This window comes from Algicola sagamiensis DSM 14643 (assembly GCF_000374485.1).
In the GTDB taxonomy this organism is placed as follows: Bacteria; Pseudomonadota; Gammaproteobacteria; order Enterobacterales; family Alteromonadaceae; genus Algicola; species Algicola sagamiensis.
The window spans coordinates 649,537-670,323 of record NZ_KB894491.1 but is presented as its reverse complement, the minus strand read 5'-3'; the positions used below and the strand labels follow the sequence as shown (position 1 = coordinate 670,323).

The following is a 20,787-nucleotide window of genomic DNA, read 5'->3' as shown; positions in this document are numbered from 1 at the left end:
TATTTATGCGTTTATCAACAAAGCAGATATTTAATTTAAATGTCCAAGAAGGGATCCTGAACTCGCAGAACCGCTTAAACACAGCAACGGAGCGCATGATCAAACAAACGCGCTTACTGACTCCTGCCGATTCACCTGCGGATGCTGCGCTTGCACTGCGTTATACAGAGAACATTCAAAAAGTTGATCAGTTTCAACAAAATGGCATCCAGTTAAAAAATGCGCTGCAAAATGAAGAGTCGGTGATCCAGAACATCAAGACAACACTCTTCAATGCAAGAACGAAAGCAGTTCAGGCTGGGAATGGTGCAAATTCAGATAAAGACAGAGCAAGTATTGCACAAGAGTTGCGCAGTATTCGAGATCAACTCTTTGATTTGATGAACTCGAAAGATTCTAATGGCGACTTCATTTTCTCTGGATTTCAGTCCAATAAACAGCCTTTTGTATTAAATGGTGCAACTGGAAAATATGAATACAAAGGCGATGAAGGGCAAAAGGAGTTGAAAGTTTCCTCATCGGTCACACTTGCCAGTAATGACAGTGGTAAGGAAGTCTTTGAAGAAGTTGCTTCTCGGTTAAAAACGGCAAATACAACGTTTACTGGAGGGATTACGGGCGGCTCAGTGTTTGTGGCAGAGCAAGGGGTTTTTGATGATTATCATAAAGCGAACTTTGATAAAACCACGGCAACCAATAATGATTTTCGGATCGTACTGACTGCACCGAATAATTACGATATTTTGAAAGGCGGTGTTTCTCAGACAACGGGAACGTTTAACTTTGATGAACCAATCGACTTTCAAGGACTGGAAATTACACCGACAGCAGGTGCAGTGCCAGGTGAAATTCGTTTTAGTTTTTCAACGCCCGGTAAACAAAATATTCTCGATACGATGGAAGAGTTGATTGTTCGGCTGGAAAGTGAAGTGGGGCAAACACTGGCACTCAAAGATGAATTGTCTGATGCGATGGTGCAAATTGACAATACGCTCGATAGCGTGATGGCAACGCAATCCTCGATTGGAGGTCGAATGAATGTTGCGGATGGTATTTTTGCAGCAAACGCTGAGCTCAATATTACGAACCAGGTTGCCAGAGCGAATGTTGCGGAGATCGACTTTAATGAGGCAATGACGGATATTGTGAAGGAGCAGACGGCTTTAACCGCAGCGCAACAAGCTTTTGCAAGACTATCTGGTTTGAGCTTATTCAACTTCCTGTAATGATAAATACTCGTTGATTGATCAGCATGATCTGCCTATTTTTTACGGTGGATCATGTTCAGATAAATCGTGGTGTGCTTCCCAAATACTGTCATAGGCAAGAATATAAAGCCATAAACCCAAAAAGTAGGCCCAATCCAAGAAAATTAACCCTTAGTATTTCAACAATTGAGCAATTCCAGAAAAGTCATGTTTATAAAAGCCGCCTGATGCATAAAACTCCCAATTTACTGCCGTTTGTTCGAGAAAGTTAACTGACAAAAAAATCAGTCTAAAAATAACAATGAAATGTGCATGCACTGCAGGTGTATGCCAGAAAACCATACATACCGATTAAATATTCGCAACTGAGGGTCGTCATCTCGGGAGAGTACAGGCTAGGCTTTGTGGGTTATTGGGATGTCTCAAGGAAGCATATGAAATGAAAAGGCGGCTTGGGCAAGCCGCCTTTTGATGCGCATCTAGTAGAATTTGGTGATAGCGAGGAGGCTATTATGTTCTACTATTCTGTTGATGCCTACTTACCGGACCCTATCTTAAAAGACAAAAAGTCACGTTGGGTTATCGGGCAAATAACCTATGTAAGTAGTCACATTTGGGTTTGCACTTATCGTGCCAGAAGATGAAATGTATGTTTAATTATCTTCTATTTATGTATCGTTCACAGCAGCAATTTCTTTAAAAGAATTCTTAAAAAATAAAATAAAATGACTTATTCAACTCAAAAATCACTCTTTTATCTGTGATGTCAATCCTACATATCGTCCTTAAGTTTGAATATTTCACCAGTTAAAAAAATTCTGCATCTTTTCGATACCCAGCGTTACATAAATAATGAAAGTAGCAATGACCAATGATGAAGGTGAAGAAAATGAAAAACGAGATCACATGTCCAATTGATGATGCTTCTGTTGTTTCACAAGTCAATGGCTACAAAGCGCGAGAGCGTGATGTCATTTCAACTTACGAACACCGACGGTCAGTATTGAACATTGCAATAGAAGATGGGGATGTTGCCTATCAACAACTCAGCGATCTAAACAAGATCATTTATGACTCTACCGGATTTCAGGACTTTGTCCTCAAGGTGACAGCGTTGACTAGCCTGGATCCAAAGTACCATCAATAATCCATAGAGACTGCGCTGATAAAAGCAAAAAGCACAGGAAGCTCCTTGTGCTTTTTAATCTTCAATTCATACCTCGATTAGCTTTGTGAACTCATGGCTAACTTGATACCAAAGTATCCAAATAAACTACCAGCAAGGCGATTGAGCCACAGTTTCACTTTTTGACTTTGTCCTACCTTTGATTTGAGCTTGAGTGTGCTGAAAGCAAGAATATGACTCCAAATGATGGCATTGATATTGAAGACTAGGCCAAGTATCAGGAAAGCGAGCGGTTTATTTTCTGCATGAACGTCAATAAATTGAGGGACGAATGCTAGGAAAAATAAGGCAACTTTCGGATTGAGAACATTGGTTAAAAATCCTTGATAAAACACTTTTTTCAATGAACTGTTCATCACTATTTGTTCATGAGAAGCTGGGGAGTTTTTTGCCAGGATCATCGTTAGACCCATATAAATCAAGTAACAACATCCCACGATTTTAATGATGGTAAACGCAGTTGCGGAGGTTGCTAAAATTGCAGATAGGCCAAATGCAGCGGCAAAAATATGGACGAGGGTACCCGTACCAATACCAAAAGCTGCCGTCGAACCGCCACGAAATCCGTTTTTAGCCGTACTGCCAATGACAAACAGGGAGTCAGGCCCGGGTATGAGATTCAACATAATGCCTGAGAAGACGAACAACCAAAAGTCTTGAATACCGTACATTTTTACCTCCTACTGAAACGCAGACTTTATCTGGAAGAAAACCTGAAGTCAAAAATACTGGCGTGATTTTTGCCAAGTCAACTGGAAAGCACATGATGTCAAAATTATTTTGGCCCACAGCTTGCATAAGTAGACTTAAGTCAATGATAAAGAGGTCAACACGATGGCAATCAGTTTTCAGAAAGCGTTTGGGATCCATCAGCATGCCTTGTTAGTGAGAGCTGATCGTTCTGAGGTGCTGGCAAATAATATTGCGAATACGGATACGCCAGGTTTTAAGGCCAAAGATTTGGACTTCAAAAAAGCTTTGGAAAATGCGAAGTCCAATCAAGGATTTCACCTTGAAAAAACCCATGAGCGACATATTTCCGTTGAATTGAAAAAGCATGACAGTGCTGTGATGTACCGGGTGCCAAACCAGCCTGATACTGGTGATGGAAATACGGTGGATTTACAAGTTGAACGCAGTAAATTCACGCAAAATGCACTTGAGTATCGTGCAAGCATGACTTTGTTAAATGGCAAAATTAAAGGGATGAAAAAAGCCCTTGCAGGTGGTGGAGGTCGCTAATCATGAGTTTATATCGCGTTTTTGATATCGCAGGTACGGGCATGAGTGCACAGAGTGTTCGCCTCAATACGACGGCAAGTAATGTTGCAAATGCCGATAGTGTCAGTAGTAGTGTTGAGACAACCTACAGAGCAAGACATCCAGTTTTTGCCGCAGAGTTGTCAAAAGCTGCCGCACATCAAGAATCTGCGGGTGTGAGGGTTGTAGGTATTGTTGAAAGTGAAAAGCCCTTGACGCCAGAATATGCACCAAATCACCCGATGGCAGATGATAATGGGTTTATTTATAAATCCAATGTGAACGTCATCGAAGAAATGACCAACATGGTTTCTGCAAATCGTAGCTACCAGACGAATGTACGCGTCGCGGATATGGCGAAGCAGATGTTGAACCAAACGCTCCGTCTTGGACAAAGTTAAGGAGTGATGATATGACGAATGTAACAGATCCGAAAGGGAACTACTCCGATCAAATACGTTGGCAGGGTGAAGGTATTCCTAAAGAAAAGCCGGGTGAGAAAAAATTAGGGCAGGAGCAATTCTTCCAATTACTCACTCAGCAGTTGGCTTATCAGGACCCAACGAACCCAGTGAATAATGAGCAGATGATTGCGCAGATGACCAACTTCTCCATTGCGGAAGGGATCACGGGGCTGAATCAAAACTTTGATGCTTTTGCGACGACGATGAAGTCAAGTATGGCACTTCAAGCTTCATCTCTTGTCGGTAAAAAAGTATTGCTTCCACCAAGTGAATACACCATCAAGACTTCGCCCGAAGATACGACAGAAGGTGTGATTTTCTTACCAGAAACGACACAAGAGTTGAAATTAAACATTATGGAAGGGGATGAAGTGATCCAACGGATTGACTTGGGTGACTTTTCGAAAGGGAAAGTTCCTTTCTCTTGGGATGGAACCAATTTTGATGGTGAGCAGGTACCTGCAGGGAGATATACACTCGTTGCTACTGGACTGGTAAACGGCGAAGGACAAGCTTTTTCGACATCGATGCATTCAACGATTAATAGTGTGAGTTTTTTAAATACAGATAAAGGCGTCACGTTAAATGTCAATCGATATGGTGCAATGCAGTTGGATGACGTCATTGAGGTTTTAGAGTAGTGCGAGTGACGGTTTCTAAATTTGAGGTGATAGGAGAGGTAAACGATGAGTTTTAATATTGCTTTGACTGGTTTGGCCGCAGCACAAAAGGACTTGGATACAACGGCGAACAATATCGCGAATGTCAATACAACCGGATTTAAAGAGTCCCGTGCAGAGTTTGCAGATGTGTATGCGGCCTCTGTATTCAGTGCTGGTAAAACTAAAGTTGGGGATGGAGCGATTACCTCTGCTGTTGCACAGCAGTTTACCCAAGGATCGTTGAAATTCACATCAAACTCGCTCGATCTGGCGATCACGGGGGACGGTTTTTTTGCAACCACGCCTACAATATCATCGAAAGAACACTCATTTACCCGAGCCGGGGCTTTCAAGCTTAATAAGAATAATTTCATTGTGGACAATAATGGAAACTTTCTCCAAGGGTTTCAAGTGGATGCGACCACTGGAGATGTGAGCTCGATTTCTTTGGATACGACGATCCCGATCCAGATACCTGACTCAGCAGGTGCGCCTCGCGCCACCCAAAATGCATTTATTACGATGAATTTAAAATCAGATGAAAATGTCCCAGGTGTTGTTCCTGTGAATCCATCAGACAGCGCAACTTATAATTTCAAAACGTCTGTGAATGTATTTGATAGTTTGGGGGGATCGCATTTGGTTGATGTTGTGTTTGTGAAAGATGCGACGGCACGACGCTGGAATGTCTATGCAGCCCTTGATGGGCAGGCAATTAGTGGTACTGCTGGTGACTTTTCAACGCCAACAGTACAATTGAATTTTAATGCCGATGGGACAATGAATACAGCAGCGTCACCCAATCTTGTGCTTCCTCAGGCAAACTTAAATGCGCTCATTGCAGCAACAGGTGCGCAATTTACGTCAGATGTGACGATTAACTGGCGAGATCAGGCTGGGACGAAACTTCCCACACAATATGAGTCGAAATTTGAACTGACAAATGCCGAACAGGATGGGACAACGGTTGGCCGTTTGACCGGTGTAGATGTCAATACAGAAGGAAAAATCGTTGCATCTTATAGTAATGGTGATACGACTTTCTTAGGTCAAGTAGCGATGGCACGATTTGCCAATCCACAAGGGTTGACACAAGTCGGTAATACTTCTTGGAAAGAAAGTTTATCATCAGGTGAGGCATTGGCGGGAGAAGCCAACTCTGGGACATTTGGCGCAGTGAACTCTTCTTCACTCGAACAATCAAATGTGAACCTCACGAATGAGTTGGTCAATCTGATTTCTGCCCAAAGAAACTTCCAAGCGAACTCTCGTGCATTGGAAGTAAACAGTACAATCCAACAAACCATCCTACAGATTCGATAACCACTTCGTACGAGTGATTCGAATATCAAGAAGCCGGAAATACCGGCTTTTTTTCTCTTTGAATCAATCATTCAGCTGTTGGCACTAATGTTGCATTAATTGGGTATGTCATGTGTTTGGCACATGAAAAGCAATTGAAGAGAGACCATCATGGATAAGCTGATTTATATCTCGATGACTGGGGCAAAAAACAATATGAATTCGATTGCGGTGCGAGCCAATAATCTGGCGAATACCCAGACCACCGCATTTAAGGCTGATTTTGAACAAGCGCGTTCACAACAAGCGTTTGGAGAAGGGTTGCCAACACGTGTTTTTGCTCAGACAGAACGCCCGGGTCAAAACTTTGACGGCGGGGCAATCATCACGACAGAGCGTGAATTGGATATTGCCGTTGATGGACAAGGCTGGATTGGCGTCCTTGCTCCAAATGGTCAGGAAGGGTATACCCGAGACGGAAATTTAAAGATTAATGAAAACGGGCTGCTCGAAACCGGGGATGGATTTCCTGTCATTGGTGATGATGGCCCGATTGCGATCCCACTCCCTGTCCAGAAAATTGAGATTGGACGCGACGGGATCATTTCGGTATTACCTGAGGGGGCGCCTCCGAATGCTTTAGAAGAAGTTGGTCGGATCAAACTGGTCAACCCTGAACTGAAAAACTTTCATCGGTTGAATGATGGATTGTTTTACGCCAAAGATGGCCAGCCGATAGAAGCAGATGCGAATGTTCGGATCTCCAGCGGCATGTTGGAATCCAGCAATGTCAGTGTGGTGGAAGAAATGACACATATGATCAGCTTGCAGCGTCAATTTGAGATGCAGGTCAAGATGATCAAAAGCGCAGAAGAAATCGATTCTCAACATACGCAAACGATGAGACTTATCTAATCGTGGGAGGTAAATGATGCACGCAGCGTTATGGATCAGTAAGACTGGGCTTGATGCTCAGCAAAAAGATATTTCGGTGATCTCGAATAACCTCGCGAACGCGAGCACGGTGGGCTATAAGAAGAGCCGTGCCGTCTTTGAAGATTTACTGTATCAGAATATCAATCAACCGGGGGGACAGTCATCGCAGGAAACGGAGTTGCCCAATGGCTTAATGATTGGTGCTGGTGCGAAAGTGGTTGCGACCCAGAAGAACTTCACACAGGGCAATCTGATCACGACAGAAAAGAGCCTGGATGTGATGATCCAGGGACATGGTTTTTTCGAAATCCAACTGCCTGATGGGACCGCGGCTTATACCCGAAATGGTCAGTTTACAATGAATGATCAGGGGCAAATTGTAACATCTGGTTCTGGTTATCTTCTTCAACCCGAAATTACGATACCTGTAGACAGTCAGCAAATTACAATTGCGGAAGATGGTCAGGTTTCAGTGAGGCAGCAGGGGGCTGCTGATCAGGCGAATGTCGGCCAAATTTTATCGACAAATTTTATTAACCCGGCAGGCCTTGAACCCATTGGTCAAAACTTATTTATCCAAACGGGAGCTTCTGGTGATCCGCAGCAAGGGACACCTGGTCTGGAAGGGTTTGGCAAAATGGTCCAGGGCGCATTGGAAACGTCCAATGTGAACGTGACAGAAGAGTTGGTCAATCTGATTGAAAGTCAGCGAGTTTACGAAACAAACTCAAAAGTGATTTCTTCTGTTGATCAAATGCTGAACTTTGCGATACAGCAATTCTAGAAGGGGTGATCTTATGCAGTGGTGTCAAGAAAGAAATCGATTCTGGCGCATTATCATCTTTATCCTGGTTGTGGTTGGATTATCTGGTTGTGCATCCAGTCGTTATGAGCCGATGCCGGATGACCCTTTCTACGCCCCTGTCCTCCCTGAGGAGAACTCGCAGGCAAGGGATGATAATGGTTCTCTTTATCAGGCGAGCGTTTCTTCAGGCTTATATACCGATACGAAGGCAAGACGTGTTGGAGATATCATCACAGTGATGCTTCAAGAAAGCACGTCAGCTTCCAAGTCTGCAAAGACCGAGACGGATAAAGAAAGTAAAGCAACCATTAATCCAGTCACTGGTTTTGGTGCACAACCGATTGCTTTTAAAGAGCAAGCCATTCAACTTGGGATGAATGCAACGAATGAGTTTTCTGGAGAAAGCAAAGCAGACCAGAGTAATAACTTGAATGGCAGTATCTCTGTGCATGTGCTTCGTGTACTCAAAAATGGCAATCTGATCATTCGTGGTGAAAAATGGCTTACGCTGAATAATGGAGATGAGTACATCCGTTTGACGGGAATGATCCGCTCTGATGATATTGATGCCAGCAACACAATCCAATCGAGTAAAGTGGCCAATGCACGGATTGAATATAGTGGCAAGGGCGCGCTGGCGAAAGGGCAGGAACAAGGTTGGCTCTCGAAGTTTTTCTCGAATGTACTTTGGCCATTTTAGGAGTTGTCTCATGAAAAAGCTATGGGTTGTTTTCTTGATTTTCATGAGCACACAAACCTTTGGCGCTCGGATCAAGGATATTGCTTCTGTTGAGGGGGTTCGGACAAACCAGCTCGTTGGATATGGCCTGGTTGTTGGGCTTCCAGGAACAGGTGAGCAAACGCCATTTACTGAACAGAGCTTTCGCTCTATGCTGGCAAACTTTGGGATCGGGTTGCCTTCCAATACCAAACCAAAGATCAAGAATGTGGCGGCGGTCGCGATCCATGCGGAGTTGCCACCATTTGTAAAGCCAGGACAGAAGTTAGATATCACCGTTTCATCCATTGGTAGTGCTTCGAGTTTAAATGGCGGTACTTTACTGCAAACTTTCTTGAAAGGATTGGATGGGAATGTTTATGCGGTTGCACAAGGAAATTTAATCGCGAGCGGGTTTGGTGCACAGGGTATGGATGGTTCCAAAATTACCGTCAATACACCAACGGTTGGACGGATCCCGAACGGGGCAATTGTCGAACGCTCAGTCCCGCTCCCTTTTGCAAAAGGGGATTACATCACATTTAACCTCAACCGACCTGACTTCACGACAGCCAAGCGTTTATCCGATACGATCAACAAATTCTTAGGTCCAAATTCTGCCTATGCATTGGATGCAGCTTCAGTGCGCGTCACAGCGCCAAGGGATACCAGTCAACGAGTTTCATACTTGTCGACATTGGAAAACTTAACATTCGATCCAGCCAATCATGCCGCGAAAATTATCATCAACTCCAGAACAGGAACGATTGTCATTGGAAAAGATGTCAAACTACTACCTGCGGCAATCACCCATGGTGGACTCACGGTGACAATTGCTGAAAATGAGGAAGTTGATCAGCCTGAACCTTTGGCTGATGGTGAAACCGTTGTCACAAATCAAAGTATCATTGATGTGGCCAGAGACGATACGCGCATGTTTGTGTTCAACCCTGGTGTGACTTTAGATGAATTGGTTCGAGCGATTAATGAGGTAGGCGCGGCGCCAGGGGATTTGATGGCTATCTTGGAAGCACTCAAAGAAGCGGGTGCAATCCACGGTGAGCTGGTGGTGATTTAGAGGTGAACCATGACACGAATCGAACAACCTGCAAGTTATCATGATCTTCAAGGGCTAGAACAACTTCGTGCTGAGGGCTTGCGAGGAAAAGATAAAGATGCAGCATTGATGAAGGCGGCGAAGCAGTTCGAATCCATCTTTTTCTCGATGTTGCTCAAAAGCATGCGCCAAGCAAACGAAGCATTTGAAGACGAAGGGCCGTTCAATAGCCGTAGTGTGAAGTTTTATCGGGATATGTTCGATCAGCAGCTTGCCGTTGAAATGGCGCAAACCGGTGCAATGGGGCTTGCGGATATCATTTATCGCCAACTGGGTGGGAAAGCCCAGGGGTATACACCAGCACAAGTGATCCGCTCAGATGGTGATTTACAAGCGCTCATGCAACGCCAGAAAAAGCCTGAGTCATCTTCACTTCCTGCTCCGATTCAACCTGCAGCAATACAATCTTCAAAACCGGAGCAGGTTGAAAACTATGTTGAAGTACGAGAAAAAGTACAAATGAAAGCTGATGCCACAGGGAATGAGCGTCAAGCGCACTTCAATAACCCAGCTTCATTTGTTCAGGCACTTATTCCACTGGCTGAAAAAGCAGCGAAAAAGTTGGGTGTCTCACCTCACGCATTAGTGGCGCAGGCGGCATTGGAAACCGGTTGGGGTCAAAAAGTGATCCCGGGAAAAAATGGTCAGAGCTCGAATAACCTTTTCAACATTAAAGCGGATCGTGCTTGGCAAGGTGAAAAAGCAACGGTTTCAACACTGGAGTTTCGAGATGGCATTGGTAGAAAAGAAAAGGCCAACTTCCGTTCTTACTCATCTATCGAAGACAGTTTTGATGATTATGTTGCATTTTTACAGGGCAAAGATCGGTATCAAGAAGCACTGAAACAAGGGAAAAATAGCGAAAAGTATTTCGAAGCGCTACAAAAAGCAGGTTATGCAACGGATCCGAACTATGCGAATAAACTGAAAAATGTCCTTAAAAATAAAGCGTTCGCGATTGCAAAAGATTTCTTTGGCCAAACCTTAAAATAATCCATATCAAGTCAATTGAAAGACGCTAAAATTAATTTTAACACCTTGATCAATGCGAAGTGGGAATACAATGGAGCTTTTTCATTTTTTTCAAGAAGGTCACCTACGCGGGATCAAACTTGGGAGTCTGGAAACTGACGTTTATCGCGTATTTACGTCCTGTGAAATTGATAAGTTACCGATGGATGATATTGGTGACTTGTACACTTTGGTTATCAAACCCGCCGAGTTTCATATCTTTGAAGGCGTGGTGACGAACATTATTATTCAACCTGGATATGCGAATCCAAAAGAACCGCTGTTTTTATCTGGTGATGTTTTTGCAACCGACAATCATCTGACAAAACCAGAAGCGATGAAAATGATGGATGATGTTGGTATTAAAAACTGGGCGATCCCCTCCATGACCGAAGGGGTGAAGCTGTTGATGACAGAAGGACACGCGTCATTGGAATTTCTCCCAAATAAGGATGAATTTCACCTTGAACGGATCCATCTGGCCTAAAATACGGCTGGAAAAAGAAATACAATCAAACTGAACCAGGTGGGATAGACCGGAAGGTAACCAGCTATCCACTGTTGGATCTTTGCATGCTCTCCTTTTCCTAAAAACACATCAAGATAATATTTGGCAGTCCCTGCAACATGAACGAAAATCACGAGATTCATTCCAATAATCGCCAGACGGTTTGGGGTGAGTCCATAAGTCATTAAGCGATAGGAAATTGCAGCGATTGCGGTTGCATTCATCATCACAGTGACGATCAACAGCAACGCATTCATCATGGATTGCCATTCGCTGGGTTCATCTTTGTCACTCAACGAAAAAATCACAATGCCCATTACACAGATGAGTAAAATGTTAAACATGATAAGCAAGTCGCGCTGCTCAAAGATGTTATTCCCAAAAAATAGAACAGAGACGAGGTAAAACAGGCCCGCAATAAAAAATAGTGGCGCAAAAATCTTAGACAAAATACCAATGAGATTTGAACGTTCAGTCATCATTTGATCAATGATCATGATGGCGAATAGTGGGGCAGAGATGATCCCCCAAACGACAACATTATCTAAATACCACTCTTGTAACCCATGCTTCCCATTAAAAAGAGCCATGCAAATTGCAGTGAAAACAACGCCACCAAGCAGAATCAAAAATGTGACGATGAGGGCTTCTCCAAGAAATCGAAGATATGCGATTCTTGCAGAGCAAATGCGCCATCTGTGTCCTAGGTAGGCAACCAACAGGCAGGAAGAGAACAGAAACGGGGCCAGATGAATAAGAGAGAGGATGCTGGCGTCATTAGGTTGATGATCATAAAGCATTATGGTCAAGCCAAGGCAACTCACCAGGGCATACCCAAGTATGAAGGTTAATTTCGCGCTGACTGGACGTACGACGAGAAAGTAACTCGTCAACATGGATAAGACAAGAACAGGGGTAAACTGCCATTGGATATCAGCGGCATGTGATAAATCAAGCAATTGAGGTAAGCGAAATAAAAATGTAGCCAGCAGTGAACAGAGAACGACCCAAATTAAAGGCTTCTTCATATTTGATGGCCGAGTGGATACTGGTATTTCTGGGTGAAATAGCCTTGCTTGCCATGCTCTAAGTAATAAATTCTCTGGTTGGGCCTGATAAGCGGAAGAAAATTCGTCCTTAAAATTTTGTGGGGACTGACGGTAGAGTGCTTCTACAGCTTCCGGGTGATCAATCGTTTCGAGGATATGCTCGGACCGAATTCTAGTTGACACAAAATAACTCCAAGATTGACTCTGAAACTGTTATGACTTCTGTGAATGGAATTTGTTCAGCTGTGGATCCCAAATTGTTGGCGATGCAAAAGCATACAGGAAAAAAATAAAATAGTAACAATGGACAAATGTTAGGTAGAGAAAGGCCTCCACAAAGTCTTGCGCAGTATAAAGCTGTGGTGTTTGTAACGCGGTATAAATTTTAAAGACATTGTATGAAAAGTCGATGCACCAAAATATGCGCCATATAATGGGGGTCAATGCACGAATACCAAACAAAAAGCAGTAAACCCCAAATAACCCACTGTAAAAAATGACAAAGAAAAACCAATCCGTCAGAGTCAGTTCTCCTTTGAACGCGCTTTGTAGATCAAAAGAAAGTACATAAATCGTCATCGGGATCATCGCAATCAACCAAACCAATCGAATGGGTCGAAAATCTGTCATGGCAATTGATGATCCCATCATGCGCATTAAGCTCTCTCTATTTGGGGATTTGAAACCACAATATTGGCTTTTGAATGACCGTACTTTTTATTCTTCGTCTTCTTCTGTTTGACACCAGGCCTCAATGAGTTCATCTGGCCAGAACTCACATGGGATCATTGCACAGATAATTTGCTCCCCTGGCAGGTATGCGACGGGATAAAACGGATAACTTAAGATACCGTTTGGCAGGCAGCGGCGTTGATAATAGATCGTTGTCATGGTGATTGCGTCACCATCTGTGATCCGCTGAGGTAAATCAAGGCGCATTTGACGTCCGTACTCATTCTCTAGTGAATAAGCAAACGCTTTGATTTCTGGGTCATCAATGAGTTCAGAGTCCCCTTTGATATCGTAAAGATTGTGCGCGAGGTGAGCCATTTTGTGTAAGTCGGCGGGCTTTTCTTCATCCGTCCAGATCAGGATATTGCTAGGACAATTTGTACCGCCTTTTTCGTACATATTTCGATTTGCTTGAACGGTACATGCCCAGCCAAGCTTGCCGTTTTTGAAGATGTTTTTCCAGCTGTCTATCATCAGTTTAATTTCGGGATCATTTTTCCAGTCCCAGTCAGGTTTCTTAGGGCGATAATAGGCCCACCAATCAAGAAATCCAAATTTTCGAGGGGCAGGGCCACCCATTTTTTTTTCTATTTGATCCAACATAGAATACCTCAAACATCAAACTGAAAATGATATAAAGCAATCAGCCATCATGACGTGAATCGCGAAATGGCATCATTGTATAAACTGCATATACATAAACCGAGATTGTAACAGAAAATTTAAAATCTTATCAAAACCAGCTAGCTGCATTGAATGCTTGCAAGATTGAGTACTTGTATGAGTGAATGCTTGAAGTGTGAATATGTTCGGAGTCATGGCCAAATTGAAGGCATAATCTGTCGCGTCTGGTATTGCTCAGGGTATTCCCTACATGTTTGTAAGAAGTGTTCCAAAAAAGCTTCATTCTTTCTGTATTGCTGAATTTCCATCCGGCTCATTTGAATGCTGACTTCATATTCAATAGGCCCTTGACGAGTCATGAAGGTCAGGATCCATTGTCCTTCAAGCTCGAATAATACATGTGACCAAGGAACTTCTTGAATGATTTTCATTGCTGTTGATTGACCGATTTCACTGCTATGGGTAAGGCTGTTTCTACATACGCGCCTTGTGGGATTGGGTTGACGACAGCCTCAAGCTTTCCTGTTGGAAGCCGTCCACCTGGGATCCACAATGTATTTGCGCCCGATTCGTTTCCCGAAGGTAGTCGCAGATGAAACTGACTAGGTTGAGGAATATCGATTCTGACAAATGGTTTACCTTGCCAGGTTCCTGCGGGGATCCCGAGTTCTTCTTCAATCAGTGCAAGATCGCCCTGAGTTTTTTTAAGTAGATTGTCTATGTCTGATTTTGTTGAAACGAACTGCCCATCTGGACGCCCTACAGGGTTGCGTCCCCAGCGATCAAGTGCAGCCTTGGAAACAAGATATGAAGCACCTGCTTGAAAGTAGCTGAGGTGTATTCTGATATAGCTTTGCGGAAGATAAGTGCTTGGGGCTGGGCGCTCGCCGTGTGGAATGGCTTGAATTTCTTGGACTTGAGTTTGAGTTAGGGGAAAGGAACCTTGCGTTGATTGAGCGAAACCCGTTTGCTCTTTAGGCCCCAGGCTACAGGCACCCAAAGTCAGAAGAAGCAAGCTCAACAGCATGTAAGTGCGCAATGTAATCGCTTTCATTATTTATTTCCTGTGATGGATTAAAGTTTCCATTTTAGGCTCAAGTTTGTTGCGCGTCATATTTCAAGATGCATTATGCTTGATGAGTCTGTGTGATGAAGGAAGTTGAAATGACAACACATGAAACAATTAGTTATGTTGAATTTGCAGCAAAAGATCTATCCGCAACGAAAGTTTTTTTTCAAACGACATTTGGCTGGAAATTCGAAGATTACGGGCCGGAATATACGGCTTTTCATGAATCTGGATTAGCTGGTGGGTTTTATCAGGCTTCGTTGTGTGCGCAAGCAGATAAAGGGAGTGCACTCATTGTTCTTTACAGCCATGATCTGGAAGCGACTTTGCAAAAGGTACTTGATGGAGGGGGAGCATTAAAAAAGGAAATATTCTCTTTTCCTGGTGGGCGGCGGTTTCACTTTATTGAGCCAAGTGGTAACGAATTAGCGGTTTGGTCTGATCGTTAGAAATGGTGGAAGTCTCATCAAGTCTGCCGACCTGCGATGCCGCCACAGAAATGTATTGGTCAGCCAAAATTGTTAATTTTGTAAATGTACTTTAAACAAAAAAGGGCGGGACGCGGGATTTTTTCGATGGAATCAGTTGTGTTCCACGCCCGGCTTTTTTAAACTATGCCGCCATAATGAATGAATATTAGTTTTTATCACGTGCATCAAGAGAACTTTCACATACCTGTTAAGGTCTATTACGAGGATACGGATATTGCCGGGATTGTTTATCATGCAAACTATCTCAAGTATTTTGAACGTGCCCGAACGGAATGGCTACGAGCGCAGGGATTTGATCAAAGTCGACTTTTTGAGGCACAGACAGGCTTTGCCGTTCGTGCCATGCAGATTGATTTTATATCAGCCGCAACGCTGGATGATCAATTAACGGTTTATTGTCAGCTCACGAAATTAAAAGGCGCGAGTATGCTTTTTGAACAGTTGATTATTGATCAAGATAAAAAAGAATTATGTAAGGCAGAAGTTTTAGTTGCTTGTATTCATACAAAAGAATTAAAACCAATGCCAATTCCTAGAGAAATAAAAGAGGTTATTCAACGTGCCAGCAGCTGAGCTCTCCTTTTTCGATTTATTTTGGCAAGCTAGTCTACTCGTCAAGCTTGTCATGTTGATGTTACTCGGAATGTCAGTTCTCTCTTGGACGCTGATTTTTCAGAAGTATCGTTTATTGACGGATGCACAAGAAGCAGCAAGAAAGTTTGAAGATAAATTCTGGTCAGGTGGTGACTTAAGTAAGCTTTATTCTGAGTTGAATGCGAGAACGCAATCCCAAGGTGGCATGGAGTCGCTGTTTAAATCAGGCTTTAAAGAGTTCTCTCGCCATAAGCAGCAAAAACGAATGGACACAACGACGGTGATGGAAGGAACGCATCGAGCAATGCGAGTCACTTTATCCCGTGAAGTCGATGATTTAGAAACCCATTTATCCATGCTGGCCACTATTGGTTCAATTAGCCCATATATTGGTTTATTTGGCACAGTTTGGGGGATCATGAATTCATTCATCGCACTTGGCGCAGTCCAGCAGGCAACATTATCTATGGTTGCTCCGGGGATTGCAGAAGCATTGATTGCTACAGCGATGGGACTTTTCGCTGCGATACCAGCAGTCATTGCATTTAACCGTTTTTCTCATCAGGTGGAGAAGCTGGAAAATATGTATGTGAATTTCACAGAAGAGTTTTCCAATATCATTCACCGTCAAGCGATGGCCTATAAAGGGGATTAAAATGGGCCCGATAGTTCGTAAACGCCGCAAGCCTGTCGCTGAAATCAATGTTGTCCCCTACATTGACGTCATGTTGGTTTTGCTCATTATTTTTATGGTGACAGCGCCAATCATCACGCAAGGTGTGAAAGTGGATCTTCCCCAAGCATCTGCAAAAGCATTGGATAAAGACAGTCAAACACCGCTCATTGCTTCGGTAGATGCAGATGGGAATTATTATTTGGATGTTGGTGATAACAAGAATGAAGTGTTGACAGCCGGACAGCTAGCCGTAATGGTAAAAGCGCAGCTGACGGTGAACCCCAAAACTCCTGTTATTGTAAAAGGCGATCGGAATGTGTCTTATGACCAAGTCATTCAATTGATGGTGACTTTACAAAAGGCAGGTGCACCAACTGTTGGATTGATGACAGACTCGAAAGATAAATGAAGGCATTTGGACAGAATATTGTGAGCAGTTATCTGACACCATTAGGACAATCGGTTGGCGTACATGTCGTCATTCTCATCTTTCTGATCGTGAGTATTGATTTTTCACTTCCAGAACAAGAAGAGAAGCCGCTAGCGGCACCGGTCATTGAAGCTGTTACCATTGATCAGGCAGCGCTTGAGCAGCAAATTAAGCAACTAAAATCGGCTCAATTGAGAGAGAAATCAGCAGAAGAGAAACGGATTAAGCGGCTTGAAGAACGTGCCAAAAAAGCGAAAGCGGATGAGAAGAAGTTAAAGGAAAAACTCAAAAAGCTAGAGCAGGACAAAAAGCGCAAACAGGAAGAAAAGAAAAAAGCAGAAGTTGCAGCGAAGAAAGCGAAAGAAAAACAGCGTCAAGAAAAGGAAAAAGCGAAGAAAGCCGAGCAAGCCCGCTTGAAGAAGGAAAAAGAACGCAAAAAAGCTGAAGAAGCTGCGAAAAAGGCAAAGAAAAAAGCCGAGGAAGCTGCGAAAAAACGAAAATTAGAAGAAGAAAAGGCACGCAAAGCAAAAGCAGAGCGTGAGCGAAAAGCGAAAGAAGAGAAGGAGCGCAAGGCGAAAGAAGCACGAGAACGCAAAGCGAGACAGGAACAAGAAAAACTACTTCAGGAGCAACTTGCAGCAGAACAGGCCGCGAGACGCTCAGCGCGAAGAAAAGTTGTGTTGACGGAAGCTGAAAAGTATAAAGCGCTCATTCAAGCAAAGTTTGAGCAGTATTTCATCAGTGATGAATCAACGATGCGAAATAAAACCTGTCGAGTGAATATAAGTATTGCATTCAACGGTCTTGTCACAAGAGTTCGCTCGATGGGTGGAGATAAAATTGTGTGTGATGCGGCAGAACGTGCAGCATATAAAGCAGGCTCGATGCCAGTTCCTAAAGATAGAGATGTTTATGAAGAAATTAAAGACGTCACTTTTGTCGTCCAACCGGAGTTTTAAAGACTGATGAAAAAGACCATCACTTGCTGTTTGACTCTCATCACATTGTTGTGGAGTTCACTGTCGCAGGCAACTTTGGAAATTGTGATCACGGAAGGCGTGGACACTGCACGGCCAATTGCAATTGTTCCTTTTCATTACGAAGGTGTTCGTAAAATATCAACGCGTGTTTCCCAAGTGGTGAGTAGTGACCTTCGCCGTAGTGGTAAGTTTAATCCAATTGCACAAGTCAATATGCCCCAACGCCCATATACCCTTGATGGGATTGATTACAGCGCTTGGGCTGCTGATGGCGTTGAAGCGATTGTAATTGGTCGCATCAAAGATTATGGTCCAAATCGTTTTATTGTGAATTTCTCACTCGTTGATGTACTTCGTGGGCAGATCACGGGTGGTGGTGCGCAAATCCTTGCAGATGGCAAATTGACCAAAAGCCGAGACCATATTCTTGAGTCAAGAGAGTTGGTCATAAGTGCGACACAGTTTCGTAAATTTGGACACCGTATTAGTGACATCGTGTATGAGCGCCTAACAGGCGAAAGAGGTGCATTTTTAACGAAGATCGCCTATGTTTCTGTGCGTGATGATCAAGAATATCCATACCAGTTGATTGTGGCAGATTATGATGGTGCGGATGAAAAAGTACTGTTACGTTCGAAAGAGCCGCTGATGAGTCCGGACTGGTCTCCAGATGGCTCAAAGCTCGCTTACGTGACGTTTGAGAACAGACAATCACAAATTGTGACACAAGATATATACAGCGGTCGTCGGGAGATTTTAACATCATTTAAAGGTGTCAATGGTGCGCCAAGATGGTCTCCTAACGGCCAGTATATGGCAATGGCTTTGTCGAAAGATGGGAACTCAGAAATCTATGTGATGAACCTGAAGACGAGAAGCCTGCGCCGCATTACCAGGAATCGCTCCATCGACACGGAACCGTCCTGGTCCCCAGACGGGAAAAAGGTAATATTTAGCTCTGAACGGGGTGGTAAACCGCAATTATATAGCGTAAATTTAATTACCGGGAAAAAGCGTCGCTTAACTTTTGAGGGCGAAATGAATTTAGGGGGTTCATTTACACCGGATGGGGATAATCTCGTCATGGTGAATCGAACCCGAGGGAAATACCATATTGCACGACAAGAGCTTGTCTCAGGATCTCTTTCAGTGCTAACACGTACCCAGCTGGATGAGTCGCCGAGCATTGCACCAAACGGTTCAATGATCATTTATAGCACAATCCATCAAGGGAAAAAGGTGTTGGCATTGGTTTCTATGGATGGGCGCTTTAAAGCGCGATTACCCGCTTCAACGGGGCAAGTGAAGTCTCCAGCATGGTCACCCTATTTATAGAATTAACTAGTTTTAAACTTATTAACATAAGGAATTTTAAGGATGCAATTAAATAAAGTTCTTAAAGGGCTAGTCATTGCCCTACCTGTGCTAACGCTTGCTGCTTGTAGTTCTACACGTGATACTTCTGACGTGAAAACAGACTCAGAAACCACGACGAAAACAGAGCAGGTTGTTGATACAAGCCAGGACAGCGGTGTTGAAGTGGGTACGGTAACTTCTGACGATACAGCGTTGAAGGGATCAGAAACCGCAAATGAACTTGATGCATTACGTCGTCAGCACATCGTCTACTTCGATTTTGACAAATCAAGTGTACGTAGCGAGTTTGCAGAAATCTTAAATGCACATGCAGCTTTCCTCGTGAAAAACCCATCGGTTAAAGTACTTGTTGAAGGACACGCGGATGAGCGTGGTACACCTGAGTACAACATCGCATTGGGTGAGCGTCGTGCGAAAGCAGTTTCTAAGTACTTAAAAACACTCGGTGTGCTTGACGGTCAAATCTCTGTTGTGAGCTACGGTGAAGAAAAACCAATGGTCAAAGGCCACACAGAAGATGCGTTTAGCAAGAACCGCCGTGCAGTTCTTGTCTACTAAGGTCGCCAATTTTAACAATGAAGTTAAACACGCTCCTATTCGCATCCTTGATAGGGGGAAGCGTCGCAGCTTATGCTGCGACACCTGCCCCCGTTAAAGAGGTTACATCCTCAAATAATCCAACCCCCGCCACTAGTCTTGAAAAGCGTCTTCAAACCTTGGAAGTGATGCTCAAAGCAAGAAATCGTGCGCAGATTGATATGCAAAGACAAGTGGAAGAACTTCAGGATGAACTGAATGAACTCAGGGGATTAAACGAACTTCATAACCATCGAATCGAACAGCTTCTGCAACGCCAGCGAGAGCTTTATCAAGAGCTTGATCGTGTGGCTTCTCAGCGACAATCCGCACCAGCGACACCTGCTGCGCCTGTAACGACACCGACAATCACGAGTGACTCTCAGGCGGTTTACACAGCGAACGTGAGTGAGAATGATGCATATGAGCATGCAGTCAACCTGATCCTGAAAGAAAAACAATATGATCGGGCAATTCCGGAGTTTGAGCGTTTTATTCAAAACTTCCCGGATTCTGTTTATATCCCAAATGCGCACTATTGGATCGGTCAGTTACTCTTCAATGATGGAAAATACACAAAAGCAAAAGAGCATTTTTCGCAAGTCGTGAAATTTTTTCCGGATTCACCGAAGCGGAGTGATGCGATGTTTAAGCTTGGGACCGTCTTTTTGAAATTGAACCAAAAAGCAGAAGCAAAACGTGTCTTTGATAAGGTAATCAAAGAATATCCATCCTCGACGTCTGCAAAGCTGGCACGCTCCAGGTTGGATGGGCTATAGGGACATGCTTAGGGCTAGGATCTTGAGTCCTGACCCCTTTTGTGATGGTGTTTTGTGCCTTTCGCTGCCTTTTTAGGCATTTAATGCGCAAAATGTAAAAATATATGATTTTTCTATTGCATTCGCGCCATAGATAAGTAATATAAGCGCCCGCAGCGGGTCATTAGCTCAGTTGGTAGAGCAGTGGACTTTTAATCCATTGGTCGATGGTTCGAGTCCATCATGACCCACCA

The 20,787-nt window shown here is 43.6% G+C and carries 25 protein-coding genes, 1 tRNA gene and 1 pseudogene; 21 read left to right on the top strand and 6 right to left on the bottom strand.

Annotated elements, in window-relative coordinates; all coding sequences use genetic code 11:
- Positions 1-5: 5 nt before the first annotated feature.
- A complete protein-coding gene (gene flgL, locus C505_RS0103095) occupies positions 6-1,226 on the top strand; it encodes a flagellar hook-associated protein FlgL (RefSeq protein WP_018691130.1) in 1,221 nt (406 codons plus the stop codon).
- Between the two features lie 871 nt (positions 1,227-2,097).
- Positions 2,098-2,355: a hypothetical protein gene (locus C505_RS0103085; RefSeq protein ID WP_157368758.1), complete on the top strand. Its 258-nt coding sequence runs from the start codon at positions 2,098-2,100 to the stop codon at positions 2,353-2,355.
- A 77-nt stretch (positions 2,356-2,432) separates the two neighbouring features.
- Here C505_RS0103085 and C505_RS0103080 read toward each other — a convergent pair whose 3' ends face one another.
- Entirely contained in the window at positions 2,433-3,065 is a 633-nt protein-coding gene (locus C505_RS0103080) for a LysE family translocator (protein ID WP_018691127.1), read from the bottom strand.
- Between the two features lie 163 nt (positions 3,066-3,228).
- Between C505_RS0103080 and flgB the strand changes: the two genes are divergently transcribed.
- The 10 genes and pseudogenes from flgB to C505_RS0103030 all read left to right on the top strand — a co-directional run bounded on the left by flgB (position 3,229) and on the right by C505_RS0103030 (position 11,156).
- A complete protein-coding gene (gene flgB, locus C505_RS0103075) occupies positions 3,229-3,636 on the top strand; it encodes a flagellar basal body rod protein FlgB (protein ID WP_018691126.1) in 408 nt (135 codons plus the stop codon).
- Between the two features lie 2 nt (positions 3,637-3,638).
- The gene (flgC, locus tag C505_RS0103070) at positions 3,639-4,055 is read left to right on the top strand and encodes a flagellar basal body rod protein FlgC (RefSeq protein ID WP_018691125.1); all 417 of its coding nucleotides are present in this window, start codon (positions 3,639-3,641) and stop codon (positions 4,053-4,055) included.
- Between the two features lie 11 nt (positions 4,056-4,066).
- Complete coding sequence (locus C505_RS0103065) at positions 4,067-4,759, top strand: flagellar hook assembly protein FlgD (RefSeq protein ID WP_018691124.1); 693 nt, start codon at positions 4,067-4,069, stop codon at positions 4,757-4,759.
- Between the two features lie 45 nt (positions 4,760-4,804).
- Positions 4,805-6,103: a flagellar hook protein FlgE gene (gene flgE, locus C505_RS0103060; protein WP_018691123.1), complete on the top strand. Its 1,299-nt coding sequence runs from the start codon at positions 4,805-4,807 to the stop codon at positions 6,101-6,103.
- 150 nt (positions 6,104-6,253) lie between these two features.
- On the top strand, positions 6,254-6,997 hold the full coding sequence (locus C505_RS0103055) for a flagellar basal body rod protein FlgF (RefSeq protein ID WP_018691122.1): 744 nt from the start codon (positions 6,254-6,256) through the stop codon (positions 6,995-6,997).
- Between the two features lie 16 nt (positions 6,998-7,013).
- Complete coding sequence (gene flgG, locus C505_RS0103050) at positions 7,014-7,802, top strand: flagellar basal-body rod protein FlgG (protein WP_026317700.1); 789 nt, start codon at positions 7,014-7,016, stop codon at positions 7,800-7,802.
- A gap of 13 nt (positions 7,803-7,815) precedes the next feature.
- Complete coding sequence (flgH, locus tag C505_RS0103045; RefSeq protein WP_018691120.1) at positions 7,816-8,523, top strand: flagellar basal body L-ring protein FlgH; 708 nt, start codon at positions 7,816-7,818, stop codon at positions 8,521-8,523.
- A 64-nt stretch (positions 8,524-8,587) separates the two neighbouring features.
- Positions 8,588-9,619 (top strand): annotated as a pseudogene (locus C505_RS0103040) (flagellar basal body P-ring protein FlgI); the annotation flags it as partial.
- 9 nt (positions 9,620-9,628) lie between these two features.
- Positions 9,629-10,651, top strand: coding sequence for a flagellar assembly peptidoglycan hydrolase FlgJ (flgJ, locus tag C505_RS0103035; protein WP_018691118.1), 1,023 nt, complete (start codon positions 9,629-9,631; stop codon positions 10,649-10,651).
- Positions 10,652-10,721: 70 nt separating this feature from the next.
- Positions 10,722-11,156: a hypothetical protein gene (locus C505_RS0103030; RefSeq protein WP_157368757.1), complete on the top strand. Its 435-nt coding sequence runs from the start codon at positions 10,722-10,724 to the stop codon at positions 11,154-11,156.
- Here C505_RS0103030 and C505_RS0103025 read toward each other — a convergent pair.
- From C505_RS0103025 to C505_RS21245, 5 genes are all read right to left on the bottom strand, one after another.
- Positions 11,153-12,409, bottom strand: a complete 1,257-nt coding sequence (locus C505_RS0103025; RefSeq protein ID WP_018691116.1) for a DUF4153 domain-containing protein — start codon at positions 12,407-12,409, stop codon at positions 11,153-11,155. The two genes, C505_RS0103030 and C505_RS0103025, sit on opposite strands and share 4 nt — an antisense overlap.
- A gap of 30 nt (positions 12,410-12,439) precedes the next feature.
- The gene (locus C505_RS0103020) at positions 12,440-12,856 is read right to left on the bottom strand and encodes a hypothetical protein (RefSeq protein ID WP_211215040.1); all 417 of its coding nucleotides are present in this window, start codon (positions 12,854-12,856) and stop codon (positions 12,440-12,442) included.
- A gap of 87 nt (positions 12,857-12,943) precedes the next feature.
- The gene (locus tag C505_RS0103015; RefSeq protein WP_018691114.1) at positions 12,944-13,561 is read right to left on the bottom strand and encodes a hypothetical protein; all 618 of its coding nucleotides are present in this window, start codon (positions 13,559-13,561) and stop codon (positions 12,944-12,946) included.
- A gap of 212 nt (positions 13,562-13,773) precedes the next feature.
- Positions 13,774-14,013 (bottom strand): hypothetical protein, encoded by a 240-nt coding sequence (locus C505_RS0103010; protein WP_018691113.1) that lies wholly within the window; start codon positions 14,011-14,013, stop codon positions 13,774-13,776.
- Positions 14,010-14,636, bottom strand: a complete 627-nt coding sequence (locus tag C505_RS21245) for a hypothetical protein (RefSeq protein WP_018691112.1) — start codon at positions 14,634-14,636, stop codon at positions 14,010-14,012. The genes C505_RS0103010 and C505_RS21245 overlap by 4 nt, the downstream gene beginning before the upstream one ends.
- Positions 14,637-14,746: 110 nt before the next feature.
- Between C505_RS21245 and C505_RS0103000 the strand changes: the two genes are divergently transcribed.
- The 9 genes from C505_RS0103000 to C505_RS0102960 all read left to right on the top strand — a co-directional run bounded on the left by C505_RS0103000 (position 14,747) and on the right by C505_RS0102960 (position 20,787).
- A complete protein-coding gene (locus tag C505_RS0103000; protein WP_026317697.1) occupies positions 14,747-15,100 on the top strand; it encodes a VOC family protein in 354 nt (117 codons plus the stop codon).
- A 180-nt stretch (positions 15,101-15,280) separates the two neighbouring features.
- Positions 15,281-15,715, top strand: coding sequence for a tol-pal system-associated acyl-CoA thioesterase (ybgC, locus tag C505_RS0102995; protein ID WP_051090569.1), 435 nt, complete (start codon positions 15,281-15,283; stop codon positions 15,713-15,715).
- Positions 15,702-16,391 carry a protein TolQ gene (gene tolQ, locus C505_RS0102990; RefSeq protein WP_018691109.1) on the top strand — a complete coding sequence of 230 codons (690 nt, stop codon included), beginning with the start codon at positions 15,702-15,704 and terminating at the stop codon, positions 16,389-16,391. The genes ybgC and tolQ overlap by 14 nt, the downstream gene beginning before the upstream one ends.
- 1 nt (position 16,392) lies before the next feature.
- Positions 16,393-16,821: a protein TolR gene (gene tolR / locus C505_RS0102985; protein ID WP_018691108.1), complete on the top strand. Its 429-nt coding sequence runs from the start codon at positions 16,393-16,395 to the stop codon at positions 16,819-16,821.
- A 20-nt stretch (positions 16,822-16,841) separates the two neighbouring features.
- A complete protein-coding gene (tolA, locus tag C505_RS0102980) occupies positions 16,842-17,801 on the top strand; it encodes a cell envelope integrity protein TolA (RefSeq protein WP_026317696.1) in 960 nt (319 codons plus the stop codon).
- Positions 17,802-17,807: 6 nt separating this feature from the next.
- Positions 17,808-19,157 (top strand): Tol-Pal system beta propeller repeat protein TolB, encoded by a 1,350-nt coding sequence (gene tolB / locus C505_RS0102975; protein ID WP_018691106.1) that lies wholly within the window; start codon positions 17,808-17,810, stop codon positions 19,155-19,157.
- A gap of 42 nt (positions 19,158-19,199) precedes the next feature.
- The gene (gene pal, locus C505_RS0102970; RefSeq protein WP_018691105.1) at positions 19,200-19,757 is read left to right on the top strand and encodes a peptidoglycan-associated lipoprotein Pal; all 558 of its coding nucleotides are present in this window, start codon (positions 19,200-19,202) and stop codon (positions 19,755-19,757) included.
- Between the two features lie 17 nt (positions 19,758-19,774).
- Complete coding sequence (gene ybgF, locus C505_RS0102965; protein ID WP_018691104.1) at positions 19,775-20,554, top strand: tol-pal system protein YbgF; 780 nt, start codon at positions 19,775-19,777, stop codon at positions 20,552-20,554.
- A 157-nt stretch (positions 20,555-20,711) separates the two neighbouring features.
- Positions 20,712-20,787: transfer RNA gene (locus tag C505_RS0102960), tRNA-Lys, on the top strand.